This window comes from Bradyrhizobium guangxiense, from assembly GCF_004114915.1.
Classification (GTDB): Bacteria; Pseudomonadota; Alphaproteobacteria; order Rhizobiales; family Xanthobacteraceae; genus Bradyrhizobium; species Bradyrhizobium guangxiense.
The window spans coordinates 5221283-5247508 of the sequence record NZ_CP022219.1 but is presented as its reverse complement, the minus strand read 5'-3'; the positions used below and the strand labels follow the sequence as shown (position 1 = coordinate 5247508).

Below are 26226 nucleotides of genomic sequence, written 5' to 3'. Positions count from 1 at the left end.
CTGGCAGCCCTACTTGCTCGAGGCCTGGGACTGCTCGATCTTCGTCACCTGCGGATCGATCTTCTGGCCGGGGATAACCCGTAGAAGCCCCGCGATGACGACGCGGTCCTCAGGCTTCAGGCCGCTTTCGATGACGCGCAGCCCGTTGTCGACCGGGCCGACCTGCACCTTGCGCTGCTCTACGACATTGTCGCCGTTGACAACCAGCAGATAGCGACCGCCCTGGTCGCTGCCGAGCGCCGTATCAGGGACGAGCAGGGCGCTCTTTTCCTGGTCGAAGGGCACGCGGACCCGGACGAAATATCCGGGCAGCAGCACCCGCGTGTCGTTGGGGACGAGGCCGCGCACCGCCAGCGTGCCGGTCGATTGATTGAGGGTCGGCGAAACGTAGTCGAGCTTGCCTTCGTGCGGATAACCGGTCTCGGTCTGCAGTCCCACCTGAATCGGGAACTGCTTCATGTCGGCCGGCGTCAGCCCGCGCCGGATGGCCTCGGCGCGGATGCGCAGCACGTCCTGCTCGTTGACGGTGAAGTTCACATAGATCGGGTCCATCGCGACGATGGTCGCGAGCTGTGTGGGGGACGAGACGCCGACCAGTTCGCCGACCGAGACCATATGGGCGCTGACGATGCCGTCGAACGGCGCCGTCACCTTGGTGTAGCCGTAATTGACCTCGGCGAGCTTGGTATTGGCCTGCGCCTGCAGCAGATTGGCCTGAGCGTTGTCGCGGTTCGAGGTCGAGGTATCGAGGGTCGACTGTGAGATCACCTGGCGCTGCACCAGCTCGGCCTGCCGCTTGTAATCGGCTTCGGCCTGCCGCAGCGAGGCCTGCGCGCCGGACTCGGCCGCCTGCGCCTGTTCGAGCTTGAGCTTGTAGGTCTCCGGCTCGATCGTGAAGAGCTGGGTGCCCTGCTTGACGAAGCTGCCGTCCTGATAATCGATCGTTTGCAGAAAGCCCTGCACCCGCGCGACCAGATCGACGCTCTTGATCGGCGCGGTGTTGCCGGTGGCCTCGATGTAGCGCGTCACCGGACGCTGCACGGGCGTCGCCACGTCCACCTTGGGCGGCGGCGGTGCCACGAATGTGTTCTTGTCCTCGCAACCGGTGAGCACGGCCACCAATGCCGCAGCGGAAAGGACCTGCCCGATACGCCTCCACGCTCCATTGCGTCGTGCGGGAGAGGCGGGGTTCGTTGAGGTCATTCGGTAGCCCCCGATTGCTGTCTGTCGGTGCGGCAGGCTAGCAACAAACGACTGGCCGTGGAACACCATAGCCATGGCAGTCACCGGCCTTGCGCTGCAACGAGCGATGTGGCCTTTGGCAGGTTTATCACGACAAACAGCTTTTCACCGAGCGCAGGATCGACCAGAATTGTGTCAAAGGCCGCGTGAGTGGAGCGGCCGGGAAGAAGAAAAGGTGAGGAGACCATGACATGCGCGCGACAATTCGGTCGGTCCTCGCCGGCCTCGCTTTTGCAGCGATGGTTGCGATGCCCGCGCTAGCAGATGGTCTGAAGGACGAGATCGCGCCGACCGGCAAGCTGCGGGTCGCGATCGCAATCAGCCCCGCAGGCGGTGCGTTCTGGTCGACCAAGACCGGAGCCGGCTATGCCGGCGTTCCCGTCGATCTCGGCAAGGCGATGGCCGCCCAGCTTGGGGTCCCCGTCGAATATGTCGTGCACCAGAATTCCGGACAGATCACTGACGCCGCCGGCGAGAACATGTGGGACGTCACCTGGCTGCCCAGGGATCCCGAGCGCGAGACCAAGATGCTGTTCGGCCCGATCTACGAGGTCGCGGACGCCACCTATATCGTCAAGCCGGGTTCGAACGTCACCAATTTTGCGACACTCGACCAACCCGGCGTCAAGGTCGCCGCGGTCAACGCCACGACGACCATGCGCGGCGCGATCGCGCATCTGAAGCATGCGAAGGTCACGGGCTATCAGACCTATGACGAGATCTTCGCCCTGCTGAGAAGCGGCGAGATCGACGCCTTCGCGCTGTCGCGCGACCAGCTCAACAAGATGGCGCAGAAGATCCCGGGGACGAGGGTACTGGACGAGACGTTCAAGAAGACGGTGACCGCCGTCGCCGTGCCGCTCGGCCACAGCCAGGCGCTGGCATTTGTGACGGGGTTCATGAACGAAGCCGTGACGAATGGCACGCTGCGCAAGGCCTATGACGACAACGGGCTGATGAACACGTCGATCCGGACGGAGTAGGCACGCGGCGTGGTTTGCCCGTGATCCGGCTAGGTCCCGACCGCAGCTGCCTCGCGCGCGTGCCACGCTGAAAGCACCGCGCTTTCTTCATCGGAGCTGAGCCCGGTCACGGGGCCGTTGCTGTCGCGCAGCCAGTGCAGCGTATCGCGCGCAGTCTCTCCCGGCGGCCGCGCCGTCAGCCCGGCCTCGCGGGCCGGTGCGGTGTCGCGCGTCTGGAAGCCGGCGAAGTCGGGCAGTGGCAGCCACATCGGCAATGACCGCGGACCTGCCCAGCGCCGCACGTCGTGGGCCTCGAGAAACGGGCGATCGATCCAGGTGAACGTGCAGGACGCGTTGAGTGCGGCTGCGCATTCGGCCAGAAATTCGCCGCGCCTACGTGTCGGTCCAATCCCGTCATAGATGCCGGTGAGGCGAACCTCTGCCGCGTGCACGATCCATTGCGCGAGATCGCGCACGTCGATGAACTGGACGGCATCGTCAGGCGATCCCGGGGCCAGCACCTCACCGCCGCGCGCAAGTCGTGCCGGCCAATAGCCGAAGCGCCCCGTCGGGTCTTCCGGCCCGGCGATCAAGCCGGCGCGGCAGATGAAGGCATCGCTGCCGAGTGCCTGTTCGCAGGCGACCTTGGCGGCGCCGTAGATGGCGTCGGTGCTGTGTTCGATCTCCGCGGCAATGGGCTCGCGCAATGGCGCCGTGTCGGCGCGTTGTCCGGGGATCCGGTTGTCCGCATACACGCTGATCGTGGAAACGAAGGTCCAATGCACGCCCGGATGCTTCAGCGCCGCGACTGCGCGCCGAACCTGGCCGGGATGACGTGAGACGTCGACCACGGCATCGAACGTCTCGCCCGCTAGCGGTGCAAGCCCCTCGGCCATGTCGCGGTCGATCCGGACGAAGTGCGCGCCCGCCGCGATTGGTCCCGCAAGGCCGCGGGCGGCACATGTCACGTCGTGTCCGACAGCACAGGCATGGGCTGCGACTGCCCGCCCGAGAAACTGGCTGCCACCGAGAATGAGGATGCGCATGTGATGGTCCGTGCGGCAAGGGAGATTTTGCAATCATACAATTAATGGTTGTTGGCGCAACTCCGTCAGCGCCCTTTGAGCTCCGCGTACTTCGCCATCGCTTTCTCGAACTTGCGGCTGAACAGCCACATCGCCGCGAGGATCTCGCGGAAGGTCGCCGATGAGCGTGCCCGGTCGGCCTGTCCGAACGCGAAGATGCTGTTGTTGCGCAGGTGCTTCATCACTGTCGGGCTCGAGACCCTGTAATTCAGGAGGTCGCCGGACTTGAGCGCGGCGCGCGTCGGGGTCGGCACGATCTGGATCAGCTCGAACAGCTTCATCTGGTCGATCGTATCAGGCAGCGTCTTCACGATGGCGGGGATCTCGCGGAACAGGTCGGCATGCGCGTTCATCAGGCCGTCGCGCACATTGGTCCAGTGATTGAACCGGTGATCGGTCCCGCGGGCCCGCGCTTCCTCCTTGTCGTCGCGCGCGCTTAAGGACGGATCGATCGCGGCGATCTCGCCCTTGATGGCCTCCCATTTCCTGCGGCCGTTGCGGTCCTCGGACGGGCCGGTCTGGAAGCTGCCCATATAGGTGTTCGAGCGTCCGTTGCGGACATTCTGCTTGCCGTTCGTCTCCGCATAGAACAGTCCGAGGCTGATGCGCCCCGCCGCTTCGGCGTGTTCAGGAGCAAGTCCCTTGGTGCGCGCGATCACCGTGGCGAGATCGACGACGTCGTTGAACGGCGTCGCCGAGTTCTGCGCATCGGCGGGCGGCGCCTCCATGACGTCGAAGAGTCTAGAATATTCGTCGATCAGCGGCTCGATATCGGCATCGAAATAGGCCGGCGGGATTTCGAACTTGTTGGGCCGGCCGATCCGCGACGGCATGGCATCGGTCAGATCCTTGTAGCTGCTGATGACCGCGACGCGCGCCAGATACAGCGCCTGTCCCGGCAGGTTCGGCAGCGGCTCTCTTGTCTCGATCTGTCGGCGTCGTTCGGCGAGGATCGACTTGAAGTCGGCGAGCGCGTGGTCATAGGCGGCGAGCGCCTCCGCTTGCCGGCTCGTGAGCGCGCGCTGTTGGCCGGCGGCGGACGCTGCGACGAAGAAGGCAATGGCCGCAAAGATGGCAAGACGTCTGGATCCCATGGCCGGTTCCGATCGATTCGGTGGCTAGAGATCGTAAGCGTCGGAGGCGGCGGCTGGCGAGATGCAAATCCCGCTCAGCCGGAATTCTTATGCCGCCCGGTAATCCGGCGCCGTCGCCAGGAATTTCGCATAGGCATCCGCATCCGGCGGCTGGAAATGCCCAGCGAGTCCGCCGCGCTTCTGCTGCTTGGCGCCGATGTCGGCCATCAGCTCGTCGAAATGGCGGTAGTGATAGGGCGCGACGCAGAGGCCGCCATAGACGCCGGCCGCCGGTCGCTCGACGCGCTTGAAGTGCAGCATCATCTCGATGTTGTCGCGCATCGCCTGCGCCGTCGGCTGGTTGGCGAGCTGGCCGTCGGCATAACGCACTAGCCAGTTCGCGGCGAGGTCGGCGCAGAGCACGGTGCAGAACGACGAGTTGAAGCCGACGAAGCCGAGCTCGGGCAGATCGGGGTTGGCGATCAGGCGGTAGAGCCGGTACTGCCCGTCGTCATCGACCAGCTTCGCGTGATAGGCCTCGGGCAGGAACGGCACGCCGAGCTTGTAGCCGATCGCGAGCACCGCGACGTCGGCGCCCACGCGCTCGCCGCCGCTCATCACGATGCTGTCGCCCTCGTAATGACCGAAGGTGCCGAACACCGCCTTGATGCGGCCGTCGGCGACCATCGGATAGAAGCCCGGCGTTGCGATCGGCACCGAGCAGTTGACGCCGTCCTCGATCCGCTCCTTCGGCACCATGTTGCAGCGGCTGAGCTTGAGCTGCGCCTTGAGCAGGCTCTCCAGTCCGCGCCAGTTCGCCCACACCAGCGGCGCGGCGATGCGGTGCGCGAGCCGCCCCATAACGCCGATGCCCCAGCCCGGAAACATTTCCTCCTGCGCGCGGATGTAGAGGATGCGCTTGAAGTTCACGAGCCCGCCGATGAAATAGGGGATGCGCCAGACCGGCTCGCGCATCACGATGGTGACCTCGCGCGCGCCCGATTTCACCGCGTTGACCGCGATGTCGGTCGCCGATTTGGAGCCGCCGAGCACGACGACGCGGCGTCCCTTTGCCAGCATAGGATCGCCGTATTTCGAGGAGTGCAGGATCTGGCCGCCCTGCGCCAGAAAGCCGTCCTCGCCCGGGCAATGCAGCTCGCGCGGCTCGTTGAATTGCCCGGTGCAGACCGCGACGAAATCGAAATCCTCGTTCGTCGTTGTTCCGTCCTTGCGCTTCAGAGCGAGCGTCCAGCCCGGCCGGCCGTCGGCACGCCGCGTCATGCCGGCGACTTCGGTGTCAAGGCGCAGCATGCGGTTGAGGCCGAAGCTCCTGGCGTAGTCCGCAAGATACGCATGGACCTGCGGCCCGGTCGGCCATTCCGGATAGGCCTCCGGCATGGCACGGTCAGTGTAGCGATAGAGCTCCTTCGGGCTCTGCGTCTGCACCTCGGGGTAGGAGCGTGCCGGCTCCCAGACGCCGCCGAGATCTGAGCTGCGCTCGACGATGGTGACGCGGTGGCCGCGGCTGGAGAATGCCTTGGCGGCGGCAAGGCCGGAGACGCCGGCGCCGATCACGCAGACATGCTTGGGGCTGACCATGGATTTGCTCGCTATCGATGTGTTTTCCGCGCGCAAGCGGCGACGTTCGGCCGCAAGGCGCGGCCGGCAGGCCTGCAAGCAGGTGAAAGTGGACGAGGAGGCGGCCGCCTAAAGCATGATCCGGAAAAGTGCGAAGCGGTTTTCCGGAAAGATCATGCGCAAACAACAACCTAAAGCGCGATGACGATTCATCTGGATCTCATCGCGCTTTAGTCGTTGGCCTCAGGCGGCAGGAAGTCGACCTCATGCAGCGCCGAGATGCGCACGACCTCGGCCGGGTCGGTCAGATTGTGCAGCTGGTTGAACAGCGCCTCCAGCTTCTGCATCGGCGAGACCCAGAACAGCGCGCGGCACGGCTTGTCGGACTTGTTGAAATAGCCGTGCGGGATGCCGCGCGGCATGCGCACGAGATCCCCGGCATGGGCCTTGACCCATTTTCCGTCGAGCTTGAGGTCGAGCGTGCCCTCCTGCACCAGGATGAATTCGTCCTGGGTCGGATGGATGTGCACCGGCACGAACTGGCCGGGATCGCTGTTGGTCTCGAACGCGAAGGTGGAGTCGGTGATGGCCTTGGGGAAATAAACCTGGCCCAGAATGTTCCAGCTCTTGCCGCCGTAGCCTGTGCCGTTAGCGGTAATGCCTTTTTCGAGTGCAGTCATGGCGCGCTCCCAATGAATTCCGGCGGGGACGGAGCTTCGGCTAGCAACGTGCGCCTGTCTATCCGCTAAACGAATCCGCGAGCCGGCTGTTGCCGTGCAGCATGACGATTTCGCCGTCGTCGCCCTTTTCGCGTCCGGCGAACTATTATAGGCTTAAAACAATTCCGTGACGCGTAGCGTGGTCGACGATGTCCGCAGCCGTGCTGGAAATGAGTGCGATGGCGCCCGCAGCCGAACGGCTCGCGGATTTCGCCCGCGTCACCACGGATGACGTCGACGAAGCGGCCGAAGAGATCGGACGCATCTTCTGCCCGCACGACCTGAAGCCGGCGCAGGCGCACGCGTCCGGCTTCTCGGCCCGGCACAATTGCGCGGCCTTTGACGGCTTTTCCATCAATTATGTCGCCTATGGCGGGTCGGTCTGCATCGATCCCGGTTGTCTCGAGCACTTCTTCCTGGTGCAGGTCCCGCTTGTGGGCACCGCACACATCCGCGCCGGCGTCATCGAGGTCGAGGCGGCGCCGGCGCGGACGGCGTCGCTGCTGTCGCCGACGATCCCGACCCGGATGATATGGCGCGACTGCGCTCAGGCGATCCTGCTGCTCGACCGCCGCATGGTCGAGCAGCGCGCCGCGGCGCTGTCTGGCCGGGCGGCGGTCGCGGTCGAGTTCGATCCCATGATCGTTCTGGAGGCGCCGGCGGGGCGGGCCCTGGGAGCCAGTCTTGCCGAGCTGATGACGCTTGCCGAGCGTCTCGGTCCCTGCGGCAGGCTGTCGGCGGTCGCGATGGCCGATTGGCGCGAGCTGCTGCTCGATCATCTGCTCAATGGCCAGCGGCATGGCCTCTCGGATGCGATTCAAACCTTTTCGGGACGAGCCGAGCGGCTGCCGCGCGCGCTCCGCGCGGCGCGGGATCATCTTGCGGACAATGCCGGCGAGCCGCTCGACCTCGCGCAGCTCGCCTGTGCTTCCGGCATTGGCATCCGCGCGCTCCAGCTCGGCTTCCGCCGTCACTTCGGCCTGTCGATCTCGCAGATGCTGCTCGACATGCGCCTGGCCGGTCTGCACGCCCGGCTCGCACAGGCCTCACCCGACGTCTCCATCACCGACATCGCCTTCGATCTCGGCTTCACCCATCTCGGCCGCATGGCCGGCGCCTATCGCGAAAAGTTCGGTGAGACACCATCGGCGACGTTGCGGCGAAGGATGAGCTAGCGCCGGCTATTTCCGCGACCGCGTCGTGCCGTTGTCCTTTGCGGCCTGCCTGCGCAGAAAACCCTCGACGTCGGCCTGGACCGAATAGGGCGTCGGGATGGCATCGCCGGCGGAATCGACCGCGGTATCGAGGCAGCGGCGCAGCATGCGTGCGAGCTCGGCTTTGCGGTAGGGCTTTCGCAGCAGCGGCGCACCCATCGTGGCGCGTCCCTGCACATGCAGCGAATCGTAGGCGTAACCCGAGGTGAACAGGACCCGCAGCGAAGGGCGCGTCGCCACCATCTGCTCGGCGAGCTCCCGTCCGTTCATGCCGCCGGCCATCACGATGTCGGTGAAGAGCAGGTCGAACGACCTGCCGTCGGCCGCGATTGCGAGGGCCTCGGTCGCATTGGCGGCTGGAATGACCTTGTAGCCGAGGCTCTCGAGCTGGACGGTGACGTATTGGCGGGCGTCGTGGTCGTCCTCGACGCAAAGGACGGTTTCCTTGCCTCCCACGATCTTGCGGTCGTCATAGCCGGCCGGGCGCAGCGCGCTCGCCTCCGCCTTCGGCAAATAGATCGTGAAGACCGTGCCGCGACCTTCTTCGGACGTGACCTTGATGCCGCCGCCGGATTGCTTGACGAAACCGAACACCATGCTGAGCCCGAGCCCGGTGCCCTTGCCGACCTCCTTGGTGGAGAAGAACGGATCGAAGATGCGCTCCAGGATCGCTTGCGGAATGCCTGTGCCGGTGTCGGCAATCTCGATCTCGACGTAGTCGCCGGCATAGCCGGCGCCGACCGCGATGGCCTCGCGCACGCCGAACACGACGTTGCGCGTCGTCAGCATCAGCCTGCCGCCATCCAGCATGGCATCGCGCGCGTTGATGGCGAGGTTGAGCAGCGCCGAGCTCAGCTGGCCGCGGTCGGCGAAGGCGAGCCAGACGTTGCCGTCGAGCCTGGTGACGATCTCGATCTTCTTGTCGAAGGTTGCCAGCAGCAGCTTCGTGAGCTCCTCCAGCAGCTCGTTGACGTCGATCTCGGCCGGCTGCAGCGCCTGCTTGCGGGCAAAGGACAACAGGCTCGAGGTCAGCGCGGCGCCGCGATCGGCGGCCTCGCTGATCAGCTTGGTGATCGTCGCAAGCGGCGGGGTGTCCTTGACGGCCTCGGCGAGGATCTCGATCGTGCCCGTGATCACCGTGAGCATGTTGTTGAATTCGTGCGCGATGCCGCCGGTGAGCTGGCCGACCGCCTCCATCTTCTGGGACTGCACCAATTGCTCCTCGGCCGCGCGCTTCTGGGTGATGTCCCGGACGAAGGTGTTGACGATGGCGCGCTCGCCCAGCCGCAGCACCGTGCTGGATGCCTCGGCGAGGATCACCTCGCCGTTCCTGTGGATCAGGGTGAGCTCGAAGCGCAGGCCGGACGGCGTGTCCGACAGTTCCGGCACCAGCCGCGCCATGCGCTGCCTGAAGGCGGCGCGCAGCGGCTTGGCGACGATGAGGTCGACCACGTCGGCGCCGAGCGCCTCCTTGCGCGTCCAGCCGGTCAGGGCCTCGGCCTGAAAGCTCCATTCCAGCACGGTGCCGCTGCCGTCGATCTGAATGAAGGCATCGAGCGCGGTCTTGATGACGGCTTGCGTCATCTGCGCGCTGTCGCTGCGGGCCCGCGCCAGCTCGGCCGATTGCGTGACCGCGCGCTTCTCCTCCGACCTCTCGATTGCGCGGGTGCAGATCCGCACGAGCAGCACCGCAACGGCGGTGCTTGCCAGGAGGGCGACAAGCTGGGCAATGCCGAATTCACGGGGGCCGGTCACGGCGTAGGAAGCGAACAGGGCTGCAGCCGTCACGACGACCTGTGCGGCCATCGCGAGTGTCAGAAGCCCCCTGAGTTTCATGGTGTCACACCAACCGCAAGCCGCGCACCGCATCGACCGCCCGGGTCGAGGGGCCGCTTGATGTGAGCTACAGACTCCGCGTGACGGCGTCGAGGGGCAATTTCCGGCGGTACCAGGCGGCGATCGCCTCAACCTGCGGGCGAGTCGGTCTGGTGCAGCGTCGTCACCCAGATCACGCGCGCGGCCTGCTGGGTCGGATTGTCGAACATGTGCGGCACGATGCTCGGAAAGCGGAAACTGTCGCCGGCTTCCAGCACGTGGGCCTGATTGTCGAGCCACAGCCGCAGGCTGCCTGAGAGGATGTAGCCTGCCTTCTCGCCGGTGTGCTGCAGAAAGTCGGTTCCGGAGGAGGCGCCCGGGTTAAGCGTGAGCTCGTAGAGCTCGAGCTGGCCTTTGCCTTCGGGGGTGAGGGCTTCCTTGACCACGCCGCTGGCGGTGAGCCGCAGCAGGCGCCTGGCGTTCTTCCGCACGATGTAGCGCGGCGCATCAGTGGGAACGCTGGTCTCGAAGAAATAGGAGATGGGAACGTCGAGCGCGATGCTGAGCAGGCGCAGCGTGCGGATCGACGGCATGGCGCGCGCGCGTTCGAGCTGGCTGATCATGCCGGTGGACAGGCCGGTCTTGTTGGCGACGTCCTGGATCGACAGGCCGGCGCGCTGACGCAGCAGCCGCACGGTCTCGCCGAGGCGCTGGTCGACCGCATCGTCGGGCTCGGTCGTCGGAGCGTCCTTCAGACTGTTCGTGTCGCCGCGACCATCCATGCCGCTCTCCCATGCATCATCTTGAGCCGCGGCCGCACCGGGCCGAGGCTTCAGTCGGAGTGAAGACGTCGCGCATACTAGCAATGCGATTGACAGCTGTATTTAGTCGTGATGAAATTTTGGCAGAAAAATTTAGAAGCACTAAAGCCCACTCCTGTCCCTTTGCCGGGGTCTCGGGGCGCGGGAGACGGTGCCGCGTGCGGAAACGGAGAGTGGGACATGGCAGACGACACCGGCAAGCTCGGCGTTGGGGCGCTGCATCTCGGCATTCCGAATCGCCGTCAGTTCTTTCAGCTCGGCGCCGGCGCCGCGGCGGGATGGACGCTGTCAGGCAGCGCCTTTGCCCAGACCGAACGCCCGACCAGTCCGCCGGACAAGCCGCGCGGACAGGTGATTGCGGCGCTGTCGCAGGAGCCGACCGTCTTCCATCCGCTGATGCCGGGCATCGAGGTCGATCAGGGCATCTGGTGGCAGGTGTTCTCGCCGCTCTGGTTCATCGAGCCCGACGGCAAGTTCGTCCCAGACCTCGCCCGCGAGGTCCCGACCATCGAGAATGGCGGCCTGTCGGCGGACGGCCTGACCTGGAAGATCAAGCTGCGCAATGACGTGAAGTGGCACGACGGCACCGCCTTCACGGCCGAGGACGTCAAGTTCTCGCTCGAGCTGATCAACAATCCCGATTTCCGCGTCCGCAACCGCGTCGGCCATAGTCTCGTCAAGGACATCAAGGTCGTCGCGCCCGACGAGATCCACTGGCGAATGGAGGCTCCCTATTCGCCCTACATGTCGATCCTGTCGCTCACCTTCATCGTGCCTAAGCACATCCTGGAGAAGGTGTCCGATCCGAATTCCACGCCGTTCCACAACGCACCCGTCGGCACCGGGCCGTTCCGCTGGGCCGAGCGCGTGCCGGGCGATCACATCCAGCTGAATGCCCATGCCGGCTATCACGGCAAGGGACCTTACGTCGAACGCGTCGTCTTCAAGTACATTCCGGACCTCACCGTTCTTTACACCCAGTTCCGCACCGGCCAGGTCGACTACACCGGCCTGCAGGGCATTCTGCCGAACTTCGTGCAGGAGGCGAAGACGCTGAAGGGCCGCAAGATCTTCGTTTCCTCGACGTCTTCGGTGGAGCACATCGCGCCCAATCTGGAATTCGGCCCCTTTGCCGATCGCGCGGTGCGCGAGGCGCTGTATCTCGCCATCAACAAGCAGGCGATCATCGACGCGCTGAACTACGGCCTGCCGACGCAGACCGAGAGCTTCGTGCCGCAGCAGGCCTGGTCGTTCCAGCAGGGTCTGCCGCAGCACAAATACGATCCCGCCAAGGCCAACGCGCTGCTCGATGCGGCGGGGGGGACGCGCGGCGCTGGCGGCGTGCGCGAGAAGGGCGGCGTCAAGCTCGAATTCACCAATTCGACGACGTCGGGCAATGCGGTCCGCGAGCAGACCCAGCAGCTCCTGATCCAGGACTGGCGCGCGATCGGCGCTGCGATGCGCGTCAACAACATGCCGGCGGCGGTGATCTGGGGCGAGTTCTGGCAGCAGTCGAAGTTCAACTCCGTGCTGGTGTCCGTGAACTTCATGCTCGGCAGTGACCCCGACGTGACGCCGCGCTTCGGCTCGAGTGCCATTCCCGCCAAGGGCGGCCGCGGCTTCAACACCTATCAGTACAGGAGCCCGGAGGCGGATCGTCTGCTCGCCGAAGGCGCCAAGCAGTTCGAGCTCGCGCAGCGCAAGACCATTTATGGCGATCTGCAGAAGCTGATCCGCAACGACCTCGCCATCCTGCCGCTGTTCCAGGGTTTTATCGCCGAGGGTGTCAAGGAGGGGCTGCAAGGCTTCCGTCCCAACATCAACACCTCCATCAACTGCTGGAATATCCGCGAATGGTATTGGGCCTGATGTCTCGGGCTGGTCGGATCGCCTGAGATGGTCCGTTACGTCGTCAACCGCCTGGTACAGGCGATCATGCTGCTCGTGATCGTCTCCGCGATCGGCTTTGCCATCCTGCATCTGGCGCCCGGGGGGCCGCTCTCCCAGTTCGCGGTGTCCGCACAGATGACGCAGGAGGATCTCGACCGCGTCACCAGGCAGCTCGGCCTCGATCGTCCTCTGCCGATCCAGTATCTCGACTGGTTCGGCCGCATGGTGCGGGGTGATTGGGGCAAGTCCTATCGCGACGGCGAGGCGGTGCTGTCGGTGATCTCCTCGCATCTCGGCGCCACGCTGGAGCTGATGGTGACGGCGACCATCCTCGCGGTGCTGCTCGGCTGCTGGATCGGCATCCTTGGCGCGCTGCGTCGCTATTCGCTGTTCGACACGCTTGCGACCGTGGGCGCCATGATCGCGCTGTCGATCCCGACCTTCTGGTTCGGCCTCGTCACCATCTACGTGTTCTCGGTGAAGCTCGGCTGGCTGCCGGCCGGCAACCGGCACACCATTGGCGACGGCTCCTTGCTCGACCTCATGCATCACCTGATCGCGCCGGCGGTGGTGCTGGCGCTGGTCGAGACTGCGATGTGGGGCCGCTTCATGCGCTCCTCCATGCTCGAGGTCATCAACCAGGACTACATCCGCACCGCGCGCGCCAAAGGCATGCCGGAATGGCGCATTCTCACGGTGCACGCGCTTCGCAACGCGCTGCTGCCGATGATCACGGTGGCCGGACTGCAACTTCCGACGCTGCTCGGCGGCGCGCTGGTCGCCGAGACCGTGTTCACCTGGCCCGGCATGGGCCGGCTGTTCCTCGATTCCATCGGCTATCGCGACTATCCCGTGGTGATGGGCATCCTGATGTTCTCGGCGGCGATCGTACTGATCGGCTCGCTGCTCGCCGACATCCTCTATGCCGTCGTCGATCCGCGCATCCGGGTGGGCTAGGCAATGGCGACCGCAGCCCTCTCCACCGTTCAGCTTGCGCCCGGCCAGGCCGCCTGGCGGCGCTTCCATCGGCATCGCCTCGCGCTCGCGGGTGCGGTGATCATCGTGGTGCTCGTGCTCGGTTCGGTGTTCGGCCCATATCTGCTGCCGTTCGACGACACCTATATCGACATCATGAAGCGGTTCGCGCCGCCGCTCTCGGGCGCGCATATCCTCGGCACCGACGAACTCGGCCGCGACGTGCTGGCGCGGCTGATGATGGGCGCGCGCGTCTCGCTCACGATCGGCTTCGTCGCGATGGTGATCGCGATGGCGGTCGGCATCGTCGTCGGCGCCTTTGCCGGCTTCTATGGCGGCGTGGTCGGCGCGGTGCTGATGCGGCTCCTCGATGCGGTGCTGTGCTTTCCGACCATCTTCCTGCTGCTGGCGCTGGCCGCGCTCACCGAGCCCGGTCTCCTCACCACCACCGTGCTGATCGCGGCAACGGCCTGGATGTGGGTCGCCCGCGTCGTCGAGGCCCAGGTGCGCTCGCTGCGGGAACGCGAGTTTGCAGTTGCCGCGCTCGCCTTCGGCTCGTCGAATCTGCGGATCATGTTCCGCGAGCTGGTGCCAAATGCGATCGCGCCGATCGTGGTGGCGGCGACCCTGAACGTCGCCAAGGCGATCCTGCTCGAATCCTATCTCAGCTATCTCGGCTACGGCGTCCAGCCGCCCGCCGCGAGCTTGGGCAACATGCTCAACAACGCACAGATCTATCTCACCAGCGCGCCGTGGCTCGCGATCGCGCCGGGCCTCGCCATCACGCTCGCGGTGACCAGCTTCAACTTTCTCGGCGACGGCCTGCGCGATGCGCTCGATCCGCGCATGAACATCCCATGACGAGCAAGAACTCGACCGAACTGAATGCCAGGAGTGTCCCATGCCCCCGCCGCTGAACCGAATCAATAGCGATGAACGCCTGCCGGCGCAGGCGGACGTCGTCGTCATCGGCGGTGGCGTGATCGGCGTGTCCGCGGCCTATCATCTCGCGAAGAAGGGCCTGTCCGTCGCGCTGGTCGAGAAGGGCCATGTCGGCGGCGAGCAGTGGAGCCGCAATTGGGGCTGGTGCCGCCAGCAGGGCCGCGCGCGTGAGGAGATCCCGCTCGCCCGCGAGGCGCTACGGTTGTGGGAGGACATGCAGAACGACGCCGGCGTCGATGCCGGCTTCCGTCGCACCGGCGTGCTGTTCCTGACCAAGAGCAAGGACGAGCTTGCCAGCTGGGAGCGCTGGGCCGCGGTCGCACGCGAGATGCAGGTTCACTCCACCGTCCTGACGCCGGCTGAGGTCGCCGAGCGGATGCCCGGCAATACCGACACATGGGTCGGCGGTCTGCACACGCCGAGCGACGGCCGCGCCGAGCCGTCGATGGCCGTGCCGGCGCTGGCGACGGCCGCGCGCAAACATGGCGTCACCATCCATCAGGGCTGTGCGGCGCGCGGGCTGGAGACGACGGGCGGCCGCGTCAGCGCCGTCGTCACCGAGAAGGGCATCATCCGCACCCAAGCCGTGCTGCTGTCCGGCGGCGCGTGGTCGTCGCTGTTCTGCCGCCGCCACGGCATCGAGCTGCCGATCGGACTCGTCAACGCCACCGCATGCCGGACCACGCCGGGACCGGAGATCACCTCGGGTGCGCTCGGCACCGACTTCTATTGCATCCGTCGCCGCCTCGACGGCGGCTTCACGCTGGCGCTGCGCAACCGCGGCACGGTCGAGCTGTCGCCCGACCTGTTCCGCTACGCGCGTACCTTCTGGCCGACCTATCTGCATCGCAAGAACGGGCTGAAGCTCTCGTTCGGCAAGTCGTTCTTCGAGCAGATCGCGCGCGGCACCAGCTGGAGCTTCGACAAGCCGTCGCCGTTCGAGGCCGAGCGCGTGCGTGATCCCGCGCCCGACATGTCGCTGGTCAATGCCGCGCTGGCCTCCTTGATCAAGGCGAATCCGGAATTGAAGGATATCGAGATCGCGGAAGCCTGGGGCGGCACCATCGATTGCACGCCGGATACCATTCCGGTGATCTCGCCGGTCGATGCGCTGCCGGGCTTCTTCCTCGCGACCGGCTTCTCCGGCCACGGCTTTGGCATCGGCCCCGCCGCCGGCAAGCTCGCCGCCGACATCGTGACCGGCGCGACGCCGCTGGTCGATCCCGCCGCCTACAGCCACAAGCGCATGATCGACGGCCGGCGCCTGGCGCCGGTCAGCCCGTTCTGAGGGCCGCATGACGGTTCTCTACAAGGCCAACATGGTGCGTGGCGCCGAGTGGGCGACATTCTTCGCCGAGCGCGCGCCTGATGTGCCGTTCCGGCTCTGGCCGGATATCGGCGAACCCGCCGATATCCGCTATCTCGTGGCCTGGGTGCCGCCGGAGGATATTGCGACGACGTTCCCCAATCTCGAGCTGGTCTTCTCGGTGGGCGCAGGCGTCGACCAGTTCGATACCACGAAAGTGCCGGCGCACATCCCTCTGGTACGGATGCTGGAGCCCGGCATTGCCGAGACCATGGTGGAATATGTCACCATGGCCGTGCTGGCCCTGCATCGCGACCTCCTGCACTTGATCAATCAGCAGAAGGAGCAGGTCTGGCGCGAGATCAGGATCACGCCGGCCAAGCGGCGGCGTGTCGGCGTGATGGGGCTGGGCCAGCTCGGCCAGGCCGTGCTCGATCGCCTCAAGGCATTCGGCTTTCCGCTGCTCGGCTGGAATCGCTCGCCGCGCGAGATCGACGGTGTGACCTGTTACGCCGGCGCCGACGCCTTGCCGGAGTTTCTCGCGCAGGCCGACATCCTCGTCTGCCTGCTGCCGCTGACCGATGAGACCCGCGGCATCCTCAACGCCGATCTGTTCGCGCGCCTGCCGCGCGGTGCGGGGCTCGTCAATGTCGGTCGTGGCCCGCATCTGGTCGAGGCTGATTTCCTCGCAGCCCTCGCCAATGGCGCGCTGTCCGGTGCGGTGCTCGACGTCACCGATCCCGAACCGCTGCCTTCTGGCCATCCGTTCTGGAGCCACCCGCGAATCCTGCTGACGCCGCACAATGCCAGCATGACCACGCCGGACACGGCCGTCGACTTCGTGCTCGACGTCATCGCACGCCACCGCCGCGGCGAGGAGTTGCCGGGGCTGGTTGATCGCACGCGCGGCTATTAGGGCAATCGCATGAGCATGGACGTGAGCAGGGCTGACCAGATCATCGCACAAGCACCGTCCTCCGTGCTGTCGGTCTCCGGCCTCACCACCTCCTTCATGCTCGAGCGGCGATGGATTCCCGTCGTGCGCAACGTGTCCTTCGACGTCGCAGCCCGCGAGACCGTGGCGATCGTCGGCGAGTCCGGTTCGGGCAAGAGCGTGACCGCGCTGTCGATCATGCGGCTCATCCCGAAGGAGATCGGCCGCATCGAGGGGCGAGTCACGCTTGCCGGTCGCGATCTGCTGGCGCTGCCGGAAGCAGGCATGAAGGATATCCGCGGCAATGACGTCGCCATGATCTTCCAGGAGCCGATGACGAGCCTCAATCCGGTGCTCACCGTCGGCTTCCAGATCGCGGAGGCGCTGATCCAGCATCGCGGCCTGTCGCGCGCGGCCGCGGAGGCCGAGACCATCCGTCTGCTCGACCGCGTCCGCATCCCGGCGGCGACATCGCGCATCCACGAGCATCCGCACCGCTTCTCCGGCGGCATGCGCCAGCGCGTGATGATCGCGATGGCGCTGGCCTGCAAGCCGAAGCTGTTGATCGCGGACGAGCCGACGACCGCGCTCGACGTCACCATCCAGGCGCAGATCCTCGAGCTCTTGAAGGAGCTGCAGCGGGAGGAGGGGATGTCGATCCTCTTCATCACCCACGACATGGGCGTGGTCGCCGAGATCGCGGACCGCACCGTGGTGATGTATGGCGGGCAGGCGGTGGAGCTCGACGCGACCTCGCGCATCTTCGCGGCACCGTCGCATCCCTATACGCGCGCGCTGCTCGCGGCCGTGCCGCGTCTTGGCTCGATGGATGGACGCGCGCGGCCGATGCGCTTTCCGATCGTCGACAAGGTGACGGGGACCTCGGACGACCCGGTGGAGACGCCCGACACGGTCTCGACGGCCGAGCGCCCGCTGCTCGAAGTCTCCGGCCTCACCACGCGCTTTCCGATCCGCTCGGGCTTGTTCGGCAAGGTCTCGGGCCGCGTCCATGCCGTCGAGAACGTCTCCTTCACCTTGCGCGCCGGCGAGACGCTGGCGCTGGTCGGCGAATCCGGCTGCGGCAAGTCGACCACGGGCCGCTCCATCCTCAAGCTGACCGAGCCGGACAGCGGCACGGTGCTGATCGACGGCCAGGATGTGCTGGCCATGAACGGCCGAGCGTTGCGCGACTTCCGCAAGCACATGCAGATCATCTTTCAGGATCCGTTTGCGAGCCTCAATCCGCGCATGTCGGTGGGAGCGGCGATCGCGGCGCCCCTGCTTGCCAACGGGCTCGCGTCGGCGTCGCAGGCGCGCGACATGGTCGCGGACCTGCTCGTGCGCGTCGGCCTTGTCGCCGACATGGCCGCGCGCTTCCCGCACGAGTTCTCCGGCGGCCAGCGCCAGCGCATCTGCATCGCCCGCGCGCTCGCGCTCGGGCCAAAGCTGATCGTTGCGGACGAGGCGGTCTCAGCGCTCGACGTCTCGGTCAAGGCGCAGGTCGTGAACCTGATGCTCGACCTGCAGGCCAGCATGGGGCTGGCCTATCTCTTCATCTCCCATGACATCGCGGTGGTCGAGCGCATGAGCCACCGCGTCGCCGTGATGTATCTCGGCGAGATCGTCGAGATCGGCCCGCGCGCATCCGTGTTCGGCAATCCGCAGCATCCCTATACGAAGAGGTTGATGGCCGCCGTGCCGGTGCCGGATCCGTCACGCCGCGGCACCAGGCGCGAAGCCGCCAACGACGAGGTCAGAAGTCCGGTGCGCGCGCCGGATTATCAGCCGCCGATGCGACACTATCGCGACGTCTCGCCTGGCCACGTCGTCCAGATCTGGGGCGAGGAGTGGTCGGGCTGAGGTTGCCGTTCGCCTCACGAATTGACGTGCACGAAATCCCGTAAGAGCGGATAGATCTCGTTGTTCCAGCGCCGGCCTGAGAACACGCCGTAATGGCCGACGCCGGCCTGCATGTGGTGGACGCGGCGATAGGCGCGCACGCCGGTGCAGAGGTCTTGGGCGGCGAGCGTCTGGCCGATCGAGCAGATGTCGTCCTTCTCGCCCTCGACCGTCATCAGCCCCATGCGGCTGACGGCCTTGGTGTTCACGGTGCGGCCGCGATGCATCAGCTTGCCCTGCGGCAGCAAATGCTCCTGGAATACGTCGCGCACGGTCTCGATGTAGAACTCGGCGGGCAGGTCCATCACGGCGAAATATTCGTCGTAGAAGGTCTTGATGGTGGCGGCCTTCTCCTTCTCGCCCTTGGCGATGTGGTTGGCGAGGTCCATGTGCTGCTTGATGTGGCGCTCGAGATTCATCGAGACGAAGGCGGTGAGCTGCACGAAGCCGGGATAGACCTTGCGCAGCGCGCCGCGGCACTGCACCGGCACGTAGTTGATCAAATTGCGCTCGAACCATTCGATCGGCTTGCTCTTGGCGAAGTCATTGACCTTGGTCGGCTGGATGCGCGTGTCGATCGGGCCCGCCATCAGCGTCAGTGTGGCCGGGCGCGAGGGATGGTTGTCCTCGCACATGATCGCGGCGGCTGCGAGCGCCGACACCGACGGCTGGCAGATCGCGACCATGTGGGGGCGCGGGCCGAGCTGCGCGAGGAAGTCGATGAGATGCTCGGTGTAGTCGTCGAGGCCGAAGCGGCCCTCGCTGCGCGGAATGTCGCGCGGATTATGCCAGTCGGTGATGTAGACGTCGTGGTCCTGCAGCAGCGTCTTCACGGTGCCGCGCAGGAGCGTCGCGAAATGGCCGGACATCGGCGCCACCAGCAGCATGCGCGGCTGCTCGCCCACGCCGTCCTTCCTGAAGTGCAGCAGCGAGCCGAACGGCGTCGCGTAGGCGATCTCCTCGGTGACGGCCACTTCGCGGTTTCCCACCGTCACGCTGTCGATGCCGTAGGCCGGCCGGTGATAGGTGAGGGTGGAGCGCGAGATCAGCTCCAGCGCGGCCGACAGCCGGCCGACCACCTGATCCGACGTGCCCTGCGGCACCAGATTGAGGAATTTGAGCGCGGACGAGGCTCCCGCGCGCCACGGCGCCGTCAGGTCCATGTGGTTCTGAAACGCCTGATAATACATCGACATCATACTGGAATGCCCACCCGTTCCGCGGTGCTATGCAATTACGACGCCAAACGGCGGCCGGACGGCCCCGCAAAATTGGCACGTCGCTTGCTGCTCATGTCACGGCAAGCACGGAGTACGGCGCGCATTCGCGAGCCGGCGGAGAGGCGGGATCAGGGAAGGGCCATATGGCGAAGGCGACACTCACCATCAGCAGCAAGAACTATTCGTCCTGGTCTCTGCGCGGCTGGCTGCTGGCGAAATTCGCCGGGCTCGATTTCGAGGAGATCGTCACCGCGCCGGACGATCCGTCGGCGCGCGCGGAGATCCTCTTGCTGTCGTCGTCGATCCTGGTGCCGTGCTTGCGGCACGAGGGCGCGGTGGTCTGGGACACGCTGGCGATCGCCGAATATCTCAACGAGGTGATGCCGGCCGCCGGCCTGCTGCCTGATGACCGCGTGCAGCGCGCCCATTGCCGCTCGATTTGCGGCGAAATCCATTCCGGCTTCACCACGCTGCGCGCTTCGTTGCCGGTGAATCTGAAGGGCCACTTCCCCGGCTTCAAGATCTGGTCGCGGGCGCAGGCCGACATCGACCGCGTCTGGTTCATCTGGCGCGACTGTCTCGAGAAGTCGGGCGGTCCGTTCCTGTTCGGTACGCAGCGCACCATGGCGGATGCGATGTACGCACCCGTGGTGACGCGCTTTGCGACCTATGACGTCAAGCTGGAGCCGCTGCTGAAGGCCTATGCCGACACCATCATGGCGATGCCCGAGATGCAGGAATGGATCGCCGCGGCTCGGGAGGAGCCGGCCGAGATCGAAGAGCTCGAGGTCGAATATTAGGCAGCCATTGTGCGGCCGTGCCTGTTTCGGTGGCGGCAACCGCTCAGCGCCAGCCTGCTAGCTATGCCCTTGTCCTGATTAACCTTTGGCGCGCGGGACGGGTCGATGCCGTCCGCCACGCCGCACAGATATTGTACGCGCCCACACAGCGGCGTCGACATCTAGCCGTGAACAGGTGCGTACACGGCCATTCCTCTGATTCGGACGTGATTCGTTCGGGCCGCGTTCCGAAGGTTAAGACGGAGCGCGGCCCCGTTGCATTTTGGAACAGAGGCTGCTGGTCAGGCCGCGCCCGAGTGCTTCACGCGCGGCAGGCGCCAGCCGATCACGGTGGCTTCGACCGCGATTCCTGCCTCGTGGTTTCGCCAGCGTCCTTCGACATAGCGGCAGGCGAACGGCAACTGATACGTTCCGCTGTGGTCCTCGCACAGCACCTCGACCGGCAGGCCCGGCGGTGGTTCTCCGGCGCCATCGAATTCCGCCAAACGTCTATCGCGCGTTGCCATTCCAAAAATCTCCCCTAAACAAAGCCGCGGAAGGAGCGCCCACTTCCTCCGCGCGCGGATCATCATTCCCCGTCCGAGGGAACAGACGCAAGCTCAACGCGAGAATGCGGTGCGAGTGTGGTAGCGTCAGGCGGCTGCGCGCAAACAGCGCACATTGCCGTGATCGACCGGACGAGGAACCGTTTATGCTGCTTCGAAATGCCGGCATCTGTTTCGCGATATTGCTGCTCGCAACGCTGGCGCATGCGCCGGTGCACGCGCAGGACGTGCCCGGCATCGAGATCTGCACGGTCGAGAAGACCATGGAGCGGCGCACTTCGTGCCTGCAGAGCAATGTCGACTTCCTGCAGAAGACCATCATCAAGCTCGGCCTCGATCACCAGCAGAAGCTGGATGCGGCGGGGCGTCAGATCGACGCGTTGAAGGCGAACCTCGCCGGCTTGCAGAAGACGATCGGTGATCTCCAGGCCGCGCAGACCAAGCTCGTCGAGGATCTGAAGAAGAAGCAGGACGCGCCGCCGCCGAAGGACACCGCGAAATAACCGCGCCGGTCACGTCACGCGATATCGCTCCATCACGCCACGATCAGGCTCGTAGCCGAGCCCGGGTCCTGAGGGCACCGCGACGTGGCCGGTGGCATCGCTATCGGCGCGGCCGCCCCAGAGGCAGGCCTCGCGCTTGAGATGGAACATCTCGGCCAGCCCGTCGTCGCGCGTCGCCAAGAGATGCAGCGTCGCGAGCAGACCGGGCCCGAAATAGGGCGAGTGCGGAACGATCTTGACGCCGAGCCGATCGGCGAGTGCGGCGACCTTCAGGAATTCCGTGATGCCGCCGACCTTGGTGACCGACGGCTGGGCGTGGCTCACTGCGCCCGCCGCCATCATCTGGCGGAATTGATATTCCGTGCAGGCATTCTCGCCGGCGGCGACGCCGAGCCCGCCCTTGCTGCGGACCTCGGCGAGCGCGGCAAAGTCTTCCGGCGGCCAGACCGGCTCCTCCAGGAACATCGGCCGCGCGTCCCGGCACGTCGTTGCGAATGCGATCGCCTGCTCGGCCGTCAGCGGGCAGTTCATGTCGACCATCAGCGGAATGCTGGGGCCGATCGCCTCCCGCGCGGCGAATACCCCAGGCGTCGTGGTCTCGTGCAGCTTGATCGCGCCGTAGCCGAGCGCGAGCGCTTTCCTGCATTCGGCCGCTATGCTGTCGGGCGCGCCGATCCGCAACAGGCTCGCGTAAGCCGGAATCGCCGTGCGCCTGGTCGCGCCGAGCAGGCGATGCACGGGCACGCCCTCGATCTTGGCGGCAAGGTCCCAGAGCGCGATATCGAGCCCCGAGATCGCGAACATGGTGATGCCGTAGCGGCCGAACAGATGCAGATTGCGTTGGATCTGCTCCATGACAGCGGGAATGCCGGCCGCATCGGGCACCTTCAGCCCACGGGCCTGCGGCGCGATCATCTCCTCGACGGCGCTGCGCGTGGTGCGCGGGCAGACATAGGCGAAGGCATCCCCCCAGCCGGTCAGCCCGGCATCGGTTAAGACCTCGACCAGCACCATGTCGAGAGCCGTGATTGCCGACGCGCCCTGGCGGAAGCTCGCGACACCGGCATCATAGGGAATGCGGATATGGTGCGCCCGCACATCTGTAATTTCCATGACGCGGTTCCTCCGTGCTTTCTCGCGAGCGGTTCTCGCGGAGTGTAGCTGCGAATGCCGGGGCGTCGCCAGAGGCTGTTCGAGCACTGTCTCATTGCGGCTGACGAAGGAATGCAGCGCAACGCTGGCATACCATCCGTTTGCTTGGCAAGCGGAGGCGACTTTGTCATAACCGCAGGCAAATCTTGCGTGTGGGGCCCGTGCCGGACATCCCGTGCAAGCCATAACAAGCAGCCGGGAGAGTCTCCACATGTCCAACGTCCGCGTTCTCGCCACCGACCTCGAATTTCCCGAAGGGCCGGTCGTGATGCCGGACGGCTCGGTGCTGCTGGTGGAGATCCGCGGCCAGCGCTTGACGCGCGTCTACCCGGATGGCCGCAAGGAGATCGTGGCGAAAATTCCGGGCGGGCCGAACGGCGCCGCGCTCGGGCCCGACGGCAAGATCTACATCTGCAACAATGGCGGCTTCTCCTGGATCCCGACCCGCAACATGATCATGCCGGGCCCGCAGCCGGACGATTATCTCGGCGGCTCGATCCAGCGCGTCGATCTGCAATCCGGCAAGGTCGAGACCGTCGTGACCAAATGCGGCGCGCACGATCTGCGCGGACCGAACGATCTGGTGTTCGACAAGCAGGGTGGTCTCTGGTTCTCCGATCTCGGCAAGCGCCGCGCGCGCGAGATGGACGTCGGCGGCATGTATTATCTCAAGCCCGGCATGACCGAGCTGGTCGAGATCGTGCACGGCATCTTGCCGGCGAACGGCATCGGCCTGTCGCCGGATGAGAATACCGTATACATCGCGGAGACGCCGACGGGCCGGCTCTGGGCCTACGAGCTCTCCGCGCCAGGCACGCTCAAGCCGCGCGACGTGATCTATCGCGGCGAGCGCGGCAAGCCGATCTGCGGCCTCGGTGGCTACCAGATGTTCGACTCGCTCGCGGTGGAGGCTGGCGGCAATGTCTGCGTCGCCACCCTCGTCTCCGGCTGCATCTCGGTGATCGCGCCCGACGGCGCGCTGGTCGAGCAGGTCCCGACCGGCGATCGCGTCACCACCAACATCGCCTTCGGCGGTCCCGAGCTGAAGACCGCCTATATCACGCTGTCGGGCAAGGGCGAGCTGGTCGCGATGGACTGGCCGCGCGGCGGTTTGCCGTTGAACTTTTTGAACAAGTGACTGTATCTGTGTCGATACGTCCGTCGTCATTCCAGGATGCGTGCGCCAGCACGCTGGCCCGGAATCCATTAGGCCCCAGAGTTGGTCGTTGAATGGATTCCCGGGCTCGCGACTTCGTCGCGCCCCGGAATGACGGCAGTCATTATGGAGTGAGAAATGCCCTGGCCCGATCCCATCACCCTGCGTGGACAGCACGCCCGTCTCGAGCCGCTGTCGCACCAGCATCGCGAGGCGCTGGTCGAGGCTGTCAAGGACGGCGAGCTTTCGAAGCTCTGGTACACCGCGATTCCGCTGCCGGAGAACATGGGCAAGGAGATCGACCGCCGTCTCGGCCTGCAGGCCGCGGGCTCGATGTTGCCGTTCACCGTGTTCGATGCCGGCGGCCGGATTGTCGGCATGACGACCTACATGAACATCGATGCCGCCAACCGCCGCGTCGAGATCGGCTCCACCTGGTACGGCAAGAGCGCGCAGCGCGGCCCCCTCAACACCCAGTGCAAGCTGCTGTTGCTGCGGCACGCCTTCGAGACGCTGAACTGCATCGCGGTGGAATTCCGCACGCACTTCTTCAATCACCAGAGCCGCCGCGCCATCGAGCGTCTCGGCGCCAAGCAGGACGGCATTTTGCGCAGCCACCAGATCGCGCCGAACGGCACGCTGCGCGATACGGTCGTGTACAGCATCACCGCGGCCGAATGGCCGACGGTGCAGGCGCATCTGGAATTTCAACTCAACGACAAGCCGCGCTAGGGCGGCCGAGGGACCATGGACAGATTTGATTATGTGATCGTCGGTGCGGGCTCCGCCGGTTGCGTGCTCACCAGCCGGCTCAGCGAAGATCCGAACGTCAGCGTCTGCGTGCTTGAAGCGGGCCCTTCCGACTGGCATCCCTACATCCATCTGCCGGCGGGGTTCATCAAGACCTTTCACATGAAGAGCATCAACTGGGCCTACCAGCAGGAGCCCGGGCCGTACACGAATGGCCGCAGCATCTACGCGCCGCGCGGCAAGACGCTCGGCGGCTCGTCCTCGATCAATGGCCACATCTACAATCGCGGCCAGCGCATGGATTTCGACACCTGGGCGCAGATGGGCAATCGCGGCTGGGGCTATGCCGACGTGCTGCCCTATTTCCGGCGATTGGAGAAGCGGGTCGGCGAGGGCGAGGACACCTATCGCGGCCGCGAGGGCAGCCTCACGGTGACGACGATGGACTGGCGCGATCCGCTTTGCGAGGCCTTCATGGAAGGCGCGGTGTCGCTCGGCATCCCCCGCAACCCCGATTACAACGGCAAGACCCAGGAAGGCGTCTCCTACTGCCAGCGCACCATCAACAACGGCCTGCGCGTCTCCGGTTCGACCGCGTTCCTCAAGCCTGCGATGAAGCGGCCCAACGTGCATGTGCACACCCACGCGCACGCCACCGAGATCATCTTCGAGGGCAAGCGCGCCGTCGGCGTGCGCTACAGCAAGGGCGGCCGCGGCGGCACGCCGGTGGAGGTGCGCGCGAACAAGGAGGTGATCCTCTCCGGCGGCACCTATAATTCGCCGCAGCTCTTGCAGCTCTCCGGCGTCGGCTCGCCTGATTTGTTGCAGCAGCACGGCATCGCCGTGCGTCACGCGCTCCCCGTCGGCGAGGGCCTGCAGGACCATTACGCCCCGCGCACCGTTGCGCGCGTCAAAGACATCAAGACCATCAACGAGCTCCGCCGCGGTTTCTCGCTGTGGATCGAAGCGCTGAAATGGGCGACCGCGCGCCGCGGCCTGCTCTCGCTGTCGCCGACCATGGTCTATTGCTTCTGGCATTCCGGCGAGAGCGCCGACTCATCCGACCTGCAGCTCACCTTCACGCCGGCCTCCTACAAGGAAGGCGTGCAGGGCCAGCTCGAGGACGAGCCCGGCATGACGGTGGCCTCCTGGCAGCAGCGCCCGGAGAGCCGCGGCTATGTCCGCATCCGCTCGTCTGATCCGTTCGCGCCGCCGATCATCCAGACCAATTATCTCGACGCCGAGCTCGACCGCCGCGTCATCGTCGGCGGCATGAAGCTCGCGCGGCGGCTTTTGAAGTCAGCGCCCCTGTCGCCCTATTACGCCTACGAGGATTTCCCCGGTCCCAACGTCAACACCGACGACGAATTTTTGCACGCCGCCACCGAGCGCGGCACCACCACCTTCCATCCCGGCTGCACCTGCCGCATGGGCCCGGCGGACAGCACGTGGGCGGTGGTCGACGACCAGCTCCGCGTCCACGGCCTCGAAGGTCTCCGTGTCATCGACGCCTCCGTCATGCCGCGCATGATCTCGGCAAATTTGAATGCCTCCACCATGATGATCGCCGACCGCGCCTCGGACCTCATCCGCGGCAAGGCGCCGATGGAAGCGGCACGCATCCCGGACGCGGCGATGGCGTGAG

At 65.8% G+C, this 26226-nt stretch carries 23 protein-coding genes; 13 read left to right on the top strand and 10 right to left on the bottom strand.

Going from position 1 to position 26226, the window contains the following annotated elements; genetic code table 11:
- Nucleotides 1-9: 9 nt before the first annotated feature.
- Nucleotides 10-1203: an efflux RND transporter periplasmic adaptor subunit gene (locus X268_RS25115; RefSeq protein WP_164937928.1), complete on the bottom strand. Its 1194-nt coding sequence runs from the start codon at nucleotides 1201-1203 to the stop codon at nucleotides 10-12.
- Nucleotides 1204-1433: 230 nt separating this feature from the next.
- On the opposite strand from X268_RS25115, the gene X268_RS25110 reads away from it, so the two are divergent.
- Nucleotides 1434-2225, top strand: a complete 792-nt coding sequence (locus tag X268_RS25110) for a transporter substrate-binding domain-containing protein (protein WP_128927413.1) — start codon at nucleotides 1434-1436, stop codon at nucleotides 2223-2225.
- Nucleotides 2226-2254: 29 nt separating this feature from the next.
- On the opposite strand, the gene X268_RS25105 is transcribed toward X268_RS25110, so the two are convergent.
- The 4 genes from X268_RS25105 to X268_RS25090 all read right to left on the bottom strand — a co-directional run bounded on the left by X268_RS25105 (nucleotide 2255) and on the right by X268_RS25090 (nucleotide 6620).
- Complete coding sequence (locus X268_RS25105; RefSeq protein ID WP_128927412.1) at nucleotides 2255-3250, bottom strand: NAD-dependent epimerase/dehydratase family protein; 996 nt, start codon at nucleotides 3248-3250, stop codon at nucleotides 2255-2257.
- 65 nt (nucleotides 3251-3315) lie between these two features.
- Complete coding sequence (locus X268_RS25100) at nucleotides 3316-4383, bottom strand: hypothetical protein (RefSeq protein WP_128927411.1); 1068 nt, start codon at nucleotides 4381-4383, stop codon at nucleotides 3316-3318.
- Between the two features lie 87 nt (nucleotides 4384-4470).
- The gene (locus X268_RS25095; RefSeq protein ID WP_128927410.1) at nucleotides 4471-5961 is read right to left on the bottom strand and encodes a flavin-containing monooxygenase; all 1491 of its coding nucleotides are present in this window, start codon (nucleotides 5959-5961) and stop codon (nucleotides 4471-4473) included.
- 209 nt (nucleotides 5962-6170) lie between these two features.
- Nucleotides 6171-6620, bottom strand: a complete 450-nt coding sequence (locus X268_RS25090; protein WP_128927409.1) for a cupin domain-containing protein — start codon at nucleotides 6618-6620, stop codon at nucleotides 6171-6173.
- A gap of 188 nt (nucleotides 6621-6808) precedes the next feature.
- On the opposite strand from X268_RS25090, the gene X268_RS25085 reads away from it, so the two are divergent.
- Entirely contained in the window at nucleotides 6809-7834 is a 1026-nt protein-coding gene (locus tag X268_RS25085) for an AraC family transcriptional regulator (protein ID WP_128927408.1), read from the top strand.
- Nucleotides 7835-7840: 6 nt separating this feature from the next.
- On the opposite strand, the gene X268_RS25080 is transcribed toward X268_RS25085, so the two are convergent.
- Both X268_RS25080 and X268_RS25075 read right to left on the bottom strand, forming a co-directional pair.
- Nucleotides 7841-9709, bottom strand: a complete 1869-nt coding sequence (locus X268_RS25080; RefSeq protein ID WP_128927407.1) for an ATP-binding protein — start codon at nucleotides 9707-9709, stop codon at nucleotides 7841-7843.
- 128 nt (nucleotides 9710-9837) lie between these two features.
- Nucleotides 9838-10470: a cupin domain-containing protein gene (locus X268_RS25075; protein WP_128927406.1), complete on the bottom strand. Its 633-nt coding sequence runs from the start codon at nucleotides 10468-10470 to the stop codon at nucleotides 9838-9840.
- Nucleotides 10471-10689: 219 nt separating this feature from the next.
- Here X268_RS25075 and X268_RS25070 point away from each other — a divergent pair, with 219 nt between their 5' ends.
- The 6 genes from X268_RS25070 to X268_RS25045 are packed head-to-tail and all read left to right on the top strand — an operon-like array spanning nucleotide 10690 to nucleotide 18416.
- The gene (locus X268_RS25070) at nucleotides 10690-12378 is read left to right on the top strand and encodes a peptide ABC transporter substrate-binding protein (protein WP_128927405.1); all 1689 of its coding nucleotides are present in this window, start codon (nucleotides 10690-10692) and stop codon (nucleotides 12376-12378) included.
- Between the two features lie 27 nt (nucleotides 12379-12405).
- A complete protein-coding gene (locus X268_RS25065; protein ID WP_128927404.1) occupies nucleotides 12406-13356 on the top strand; it encodes an ABC transporter permease in 951 nt (316 codons plus the stop codon).
- 3 nt (nucleotides 13357-13359) lie between these two features.
- Nucleotides 13360-14235: an ABC transporter permease gene (locus X268_RS25060; RefSeq protein ID WP_128927403.1), complete on the top strand. Its 876-nt coding sequence runs from the start codon at nucleotides 13360-13362 to the stop codon at nucleotides 14233-14235.
- 40 nt (nucleotides 14236-14275) lie between these two features.
- On the top strand, nucleotides 14276-15604 hold the full coding sequence (locus tag X268_RS25055; RefSeq protein WP_128927402.1) for an NAD(P)/FAD-dependent oxidoreductase: 1329 nt from the start codon (nucleotides 14276-14278) through the stop codon (nucleotides 15602-15604).
- A 7-nt stretch (nucleotides 15605-15611) separates the two neighbouring features.
- Nucleotides 15612-16538, top strand: a complete 927-nt coding sequence (locus tag X268_RS25050) for a 2-hydroxyacid dehydrogenase (RefSeq protein ID WP_128927401.1) — start codon at nucleotides 15612-15614, stop codon at nucleotides 16536-16538.
- Nucleotides 16539-16547: 9 nt separating this feature from the next.
- Nucleotides 16548-18416 carry an ABC transporter ATP-binding protein gene (locus X268_RS25045; RefSeq protein ID WP_128927400.1) on the top strand — a complete coding sequence of 623 codons (1869 nt, stop codon included), beginning with the start codon at nucleotides 16548-16550 and terminating at the stop codon, nucleotides 18414-18416.
- 14 nt (nucleotides 18417-18430) lie between these two features.
- Here the strand turns inward: X268_RS25045 and X268_RS25040 are convergent, their stop codons facing one another.
- Nucleotides 18431-19654 carry a polyhydroxyalkanoate depolymerase gene (locus tag X268_RS25040; protein WP_128927399.1) on the bottom strand — a complete coding sequence of 408 codons (1224 nt, stop codon included), beginning with the start codon at nucleotides 19652-19654 and terminating at the stop codon, nucleotides 18431-18433.
- A gap of 164 nt (nucleotides 19655-19818) precedes the next feature.
- On the opposite strand from X268_RS25040, the gene X268_RS25035 reads away from it, so the two are divergent.
- The gene (locus X268_RS25035; RefSeq protein ID WP_128927398.1) at nucleotides 19819-20475 is read left to right on the top strand and encodes a glutathione S-transferase family protein; all 657 of its coding nucleotides are present in this window, start codon (nucleotides 19819-19821) and stop codon (nucleotides 20473-20475) included.
- 281 nt (nucleotides 20476-20756) lie between these two features.
- Here X268_RS25035 and X268_RS25030 read toward each other — a convergent pair whose 3' ends face one another.
- Nucleotides 20757-20981, bottom strand: a complete 225-nt coding sequence (locus tag X268_RS25030) for a hypothetical protein (protein WP_128927397.1) — start codon at nucleotides 20979-20981, stop codon at nucleotides 20757-20759.
- Nucleotides 20982-21166: 185 nt separating this feature from the next.
- On the opposite strand from X268_RS25030, the gene X268_RS25025 reads away from it, so the two are divergent.
- A complete protein-coding gene (locus X268_RS25025; protein ID WP_128927396.1) occupies nucleotides 21167-21523 on the top strand; it encodes a coiled-coil domain-containing protein in 357 nt (118 codons plus the stop codon).
- A gap of 9 nt (nucleotides 21524-21532) precedes the next feature.
- Here the strand turns inward: X268_RS25025 and X268_RS25020 are convergent, their stop codons facing one another.
- Entirely contained in the window at nucleotides 21533-22636 is a 1104-nt protein-coding gene (locus X268_RS25020; protein WP_128927395.1) for a mandelate racemase/muconate lactonizing enzyme family protein, read from the bottom strand.
- 250 nt (nucleotides 22637-22886) lie between these two features.
- On the opposite strand from X268_RS25020, the gene X268_RS25015 reads away from it, so the two are divergent.
- From X268_RS25015 to X268_RS25005, 3 genes are all read left to right on the top strand, one after another.
- Nucleotides 22887-23813 carry an SMP-30/gluconolactonase/LRE family protein gene (locus X268_RS25015; RefSeq protein ID WP_128927394.1) on the top strand — a complete coding sequence of 309 codons (927 nt, stop codon included), beginning with the start codon at nucleotides 22887-22889 and terminating at the stop codon, nucleotides 23811-23813.
- A gap of 156 nt (nucleotides 23814-23969) precedes the next feature.
- Entirely contained in the window at nucleotides 23970-24563 is a 594-nt protein-coding gene (locus X268_RS25010) for a GNAT family N-acetyltransferase (protein WP_128927393.1), read from the top strand.
- A gap of 15 nt (nucleotides 24564-24578) precedes the next feature.
- Nucleotides 24579-26225: a GMC family oxidoreductase gene (locus X268_RS25005; RefSeq protein WP_128927392.1), complete on the top strand. Its 1647-nt coding sequence runs from the start codon at nucleotides 24579-24581 to the stop codon at nucleotides 26223-26225.
- Nucleotide 26226: the final 1 nt, after the last annotated feature.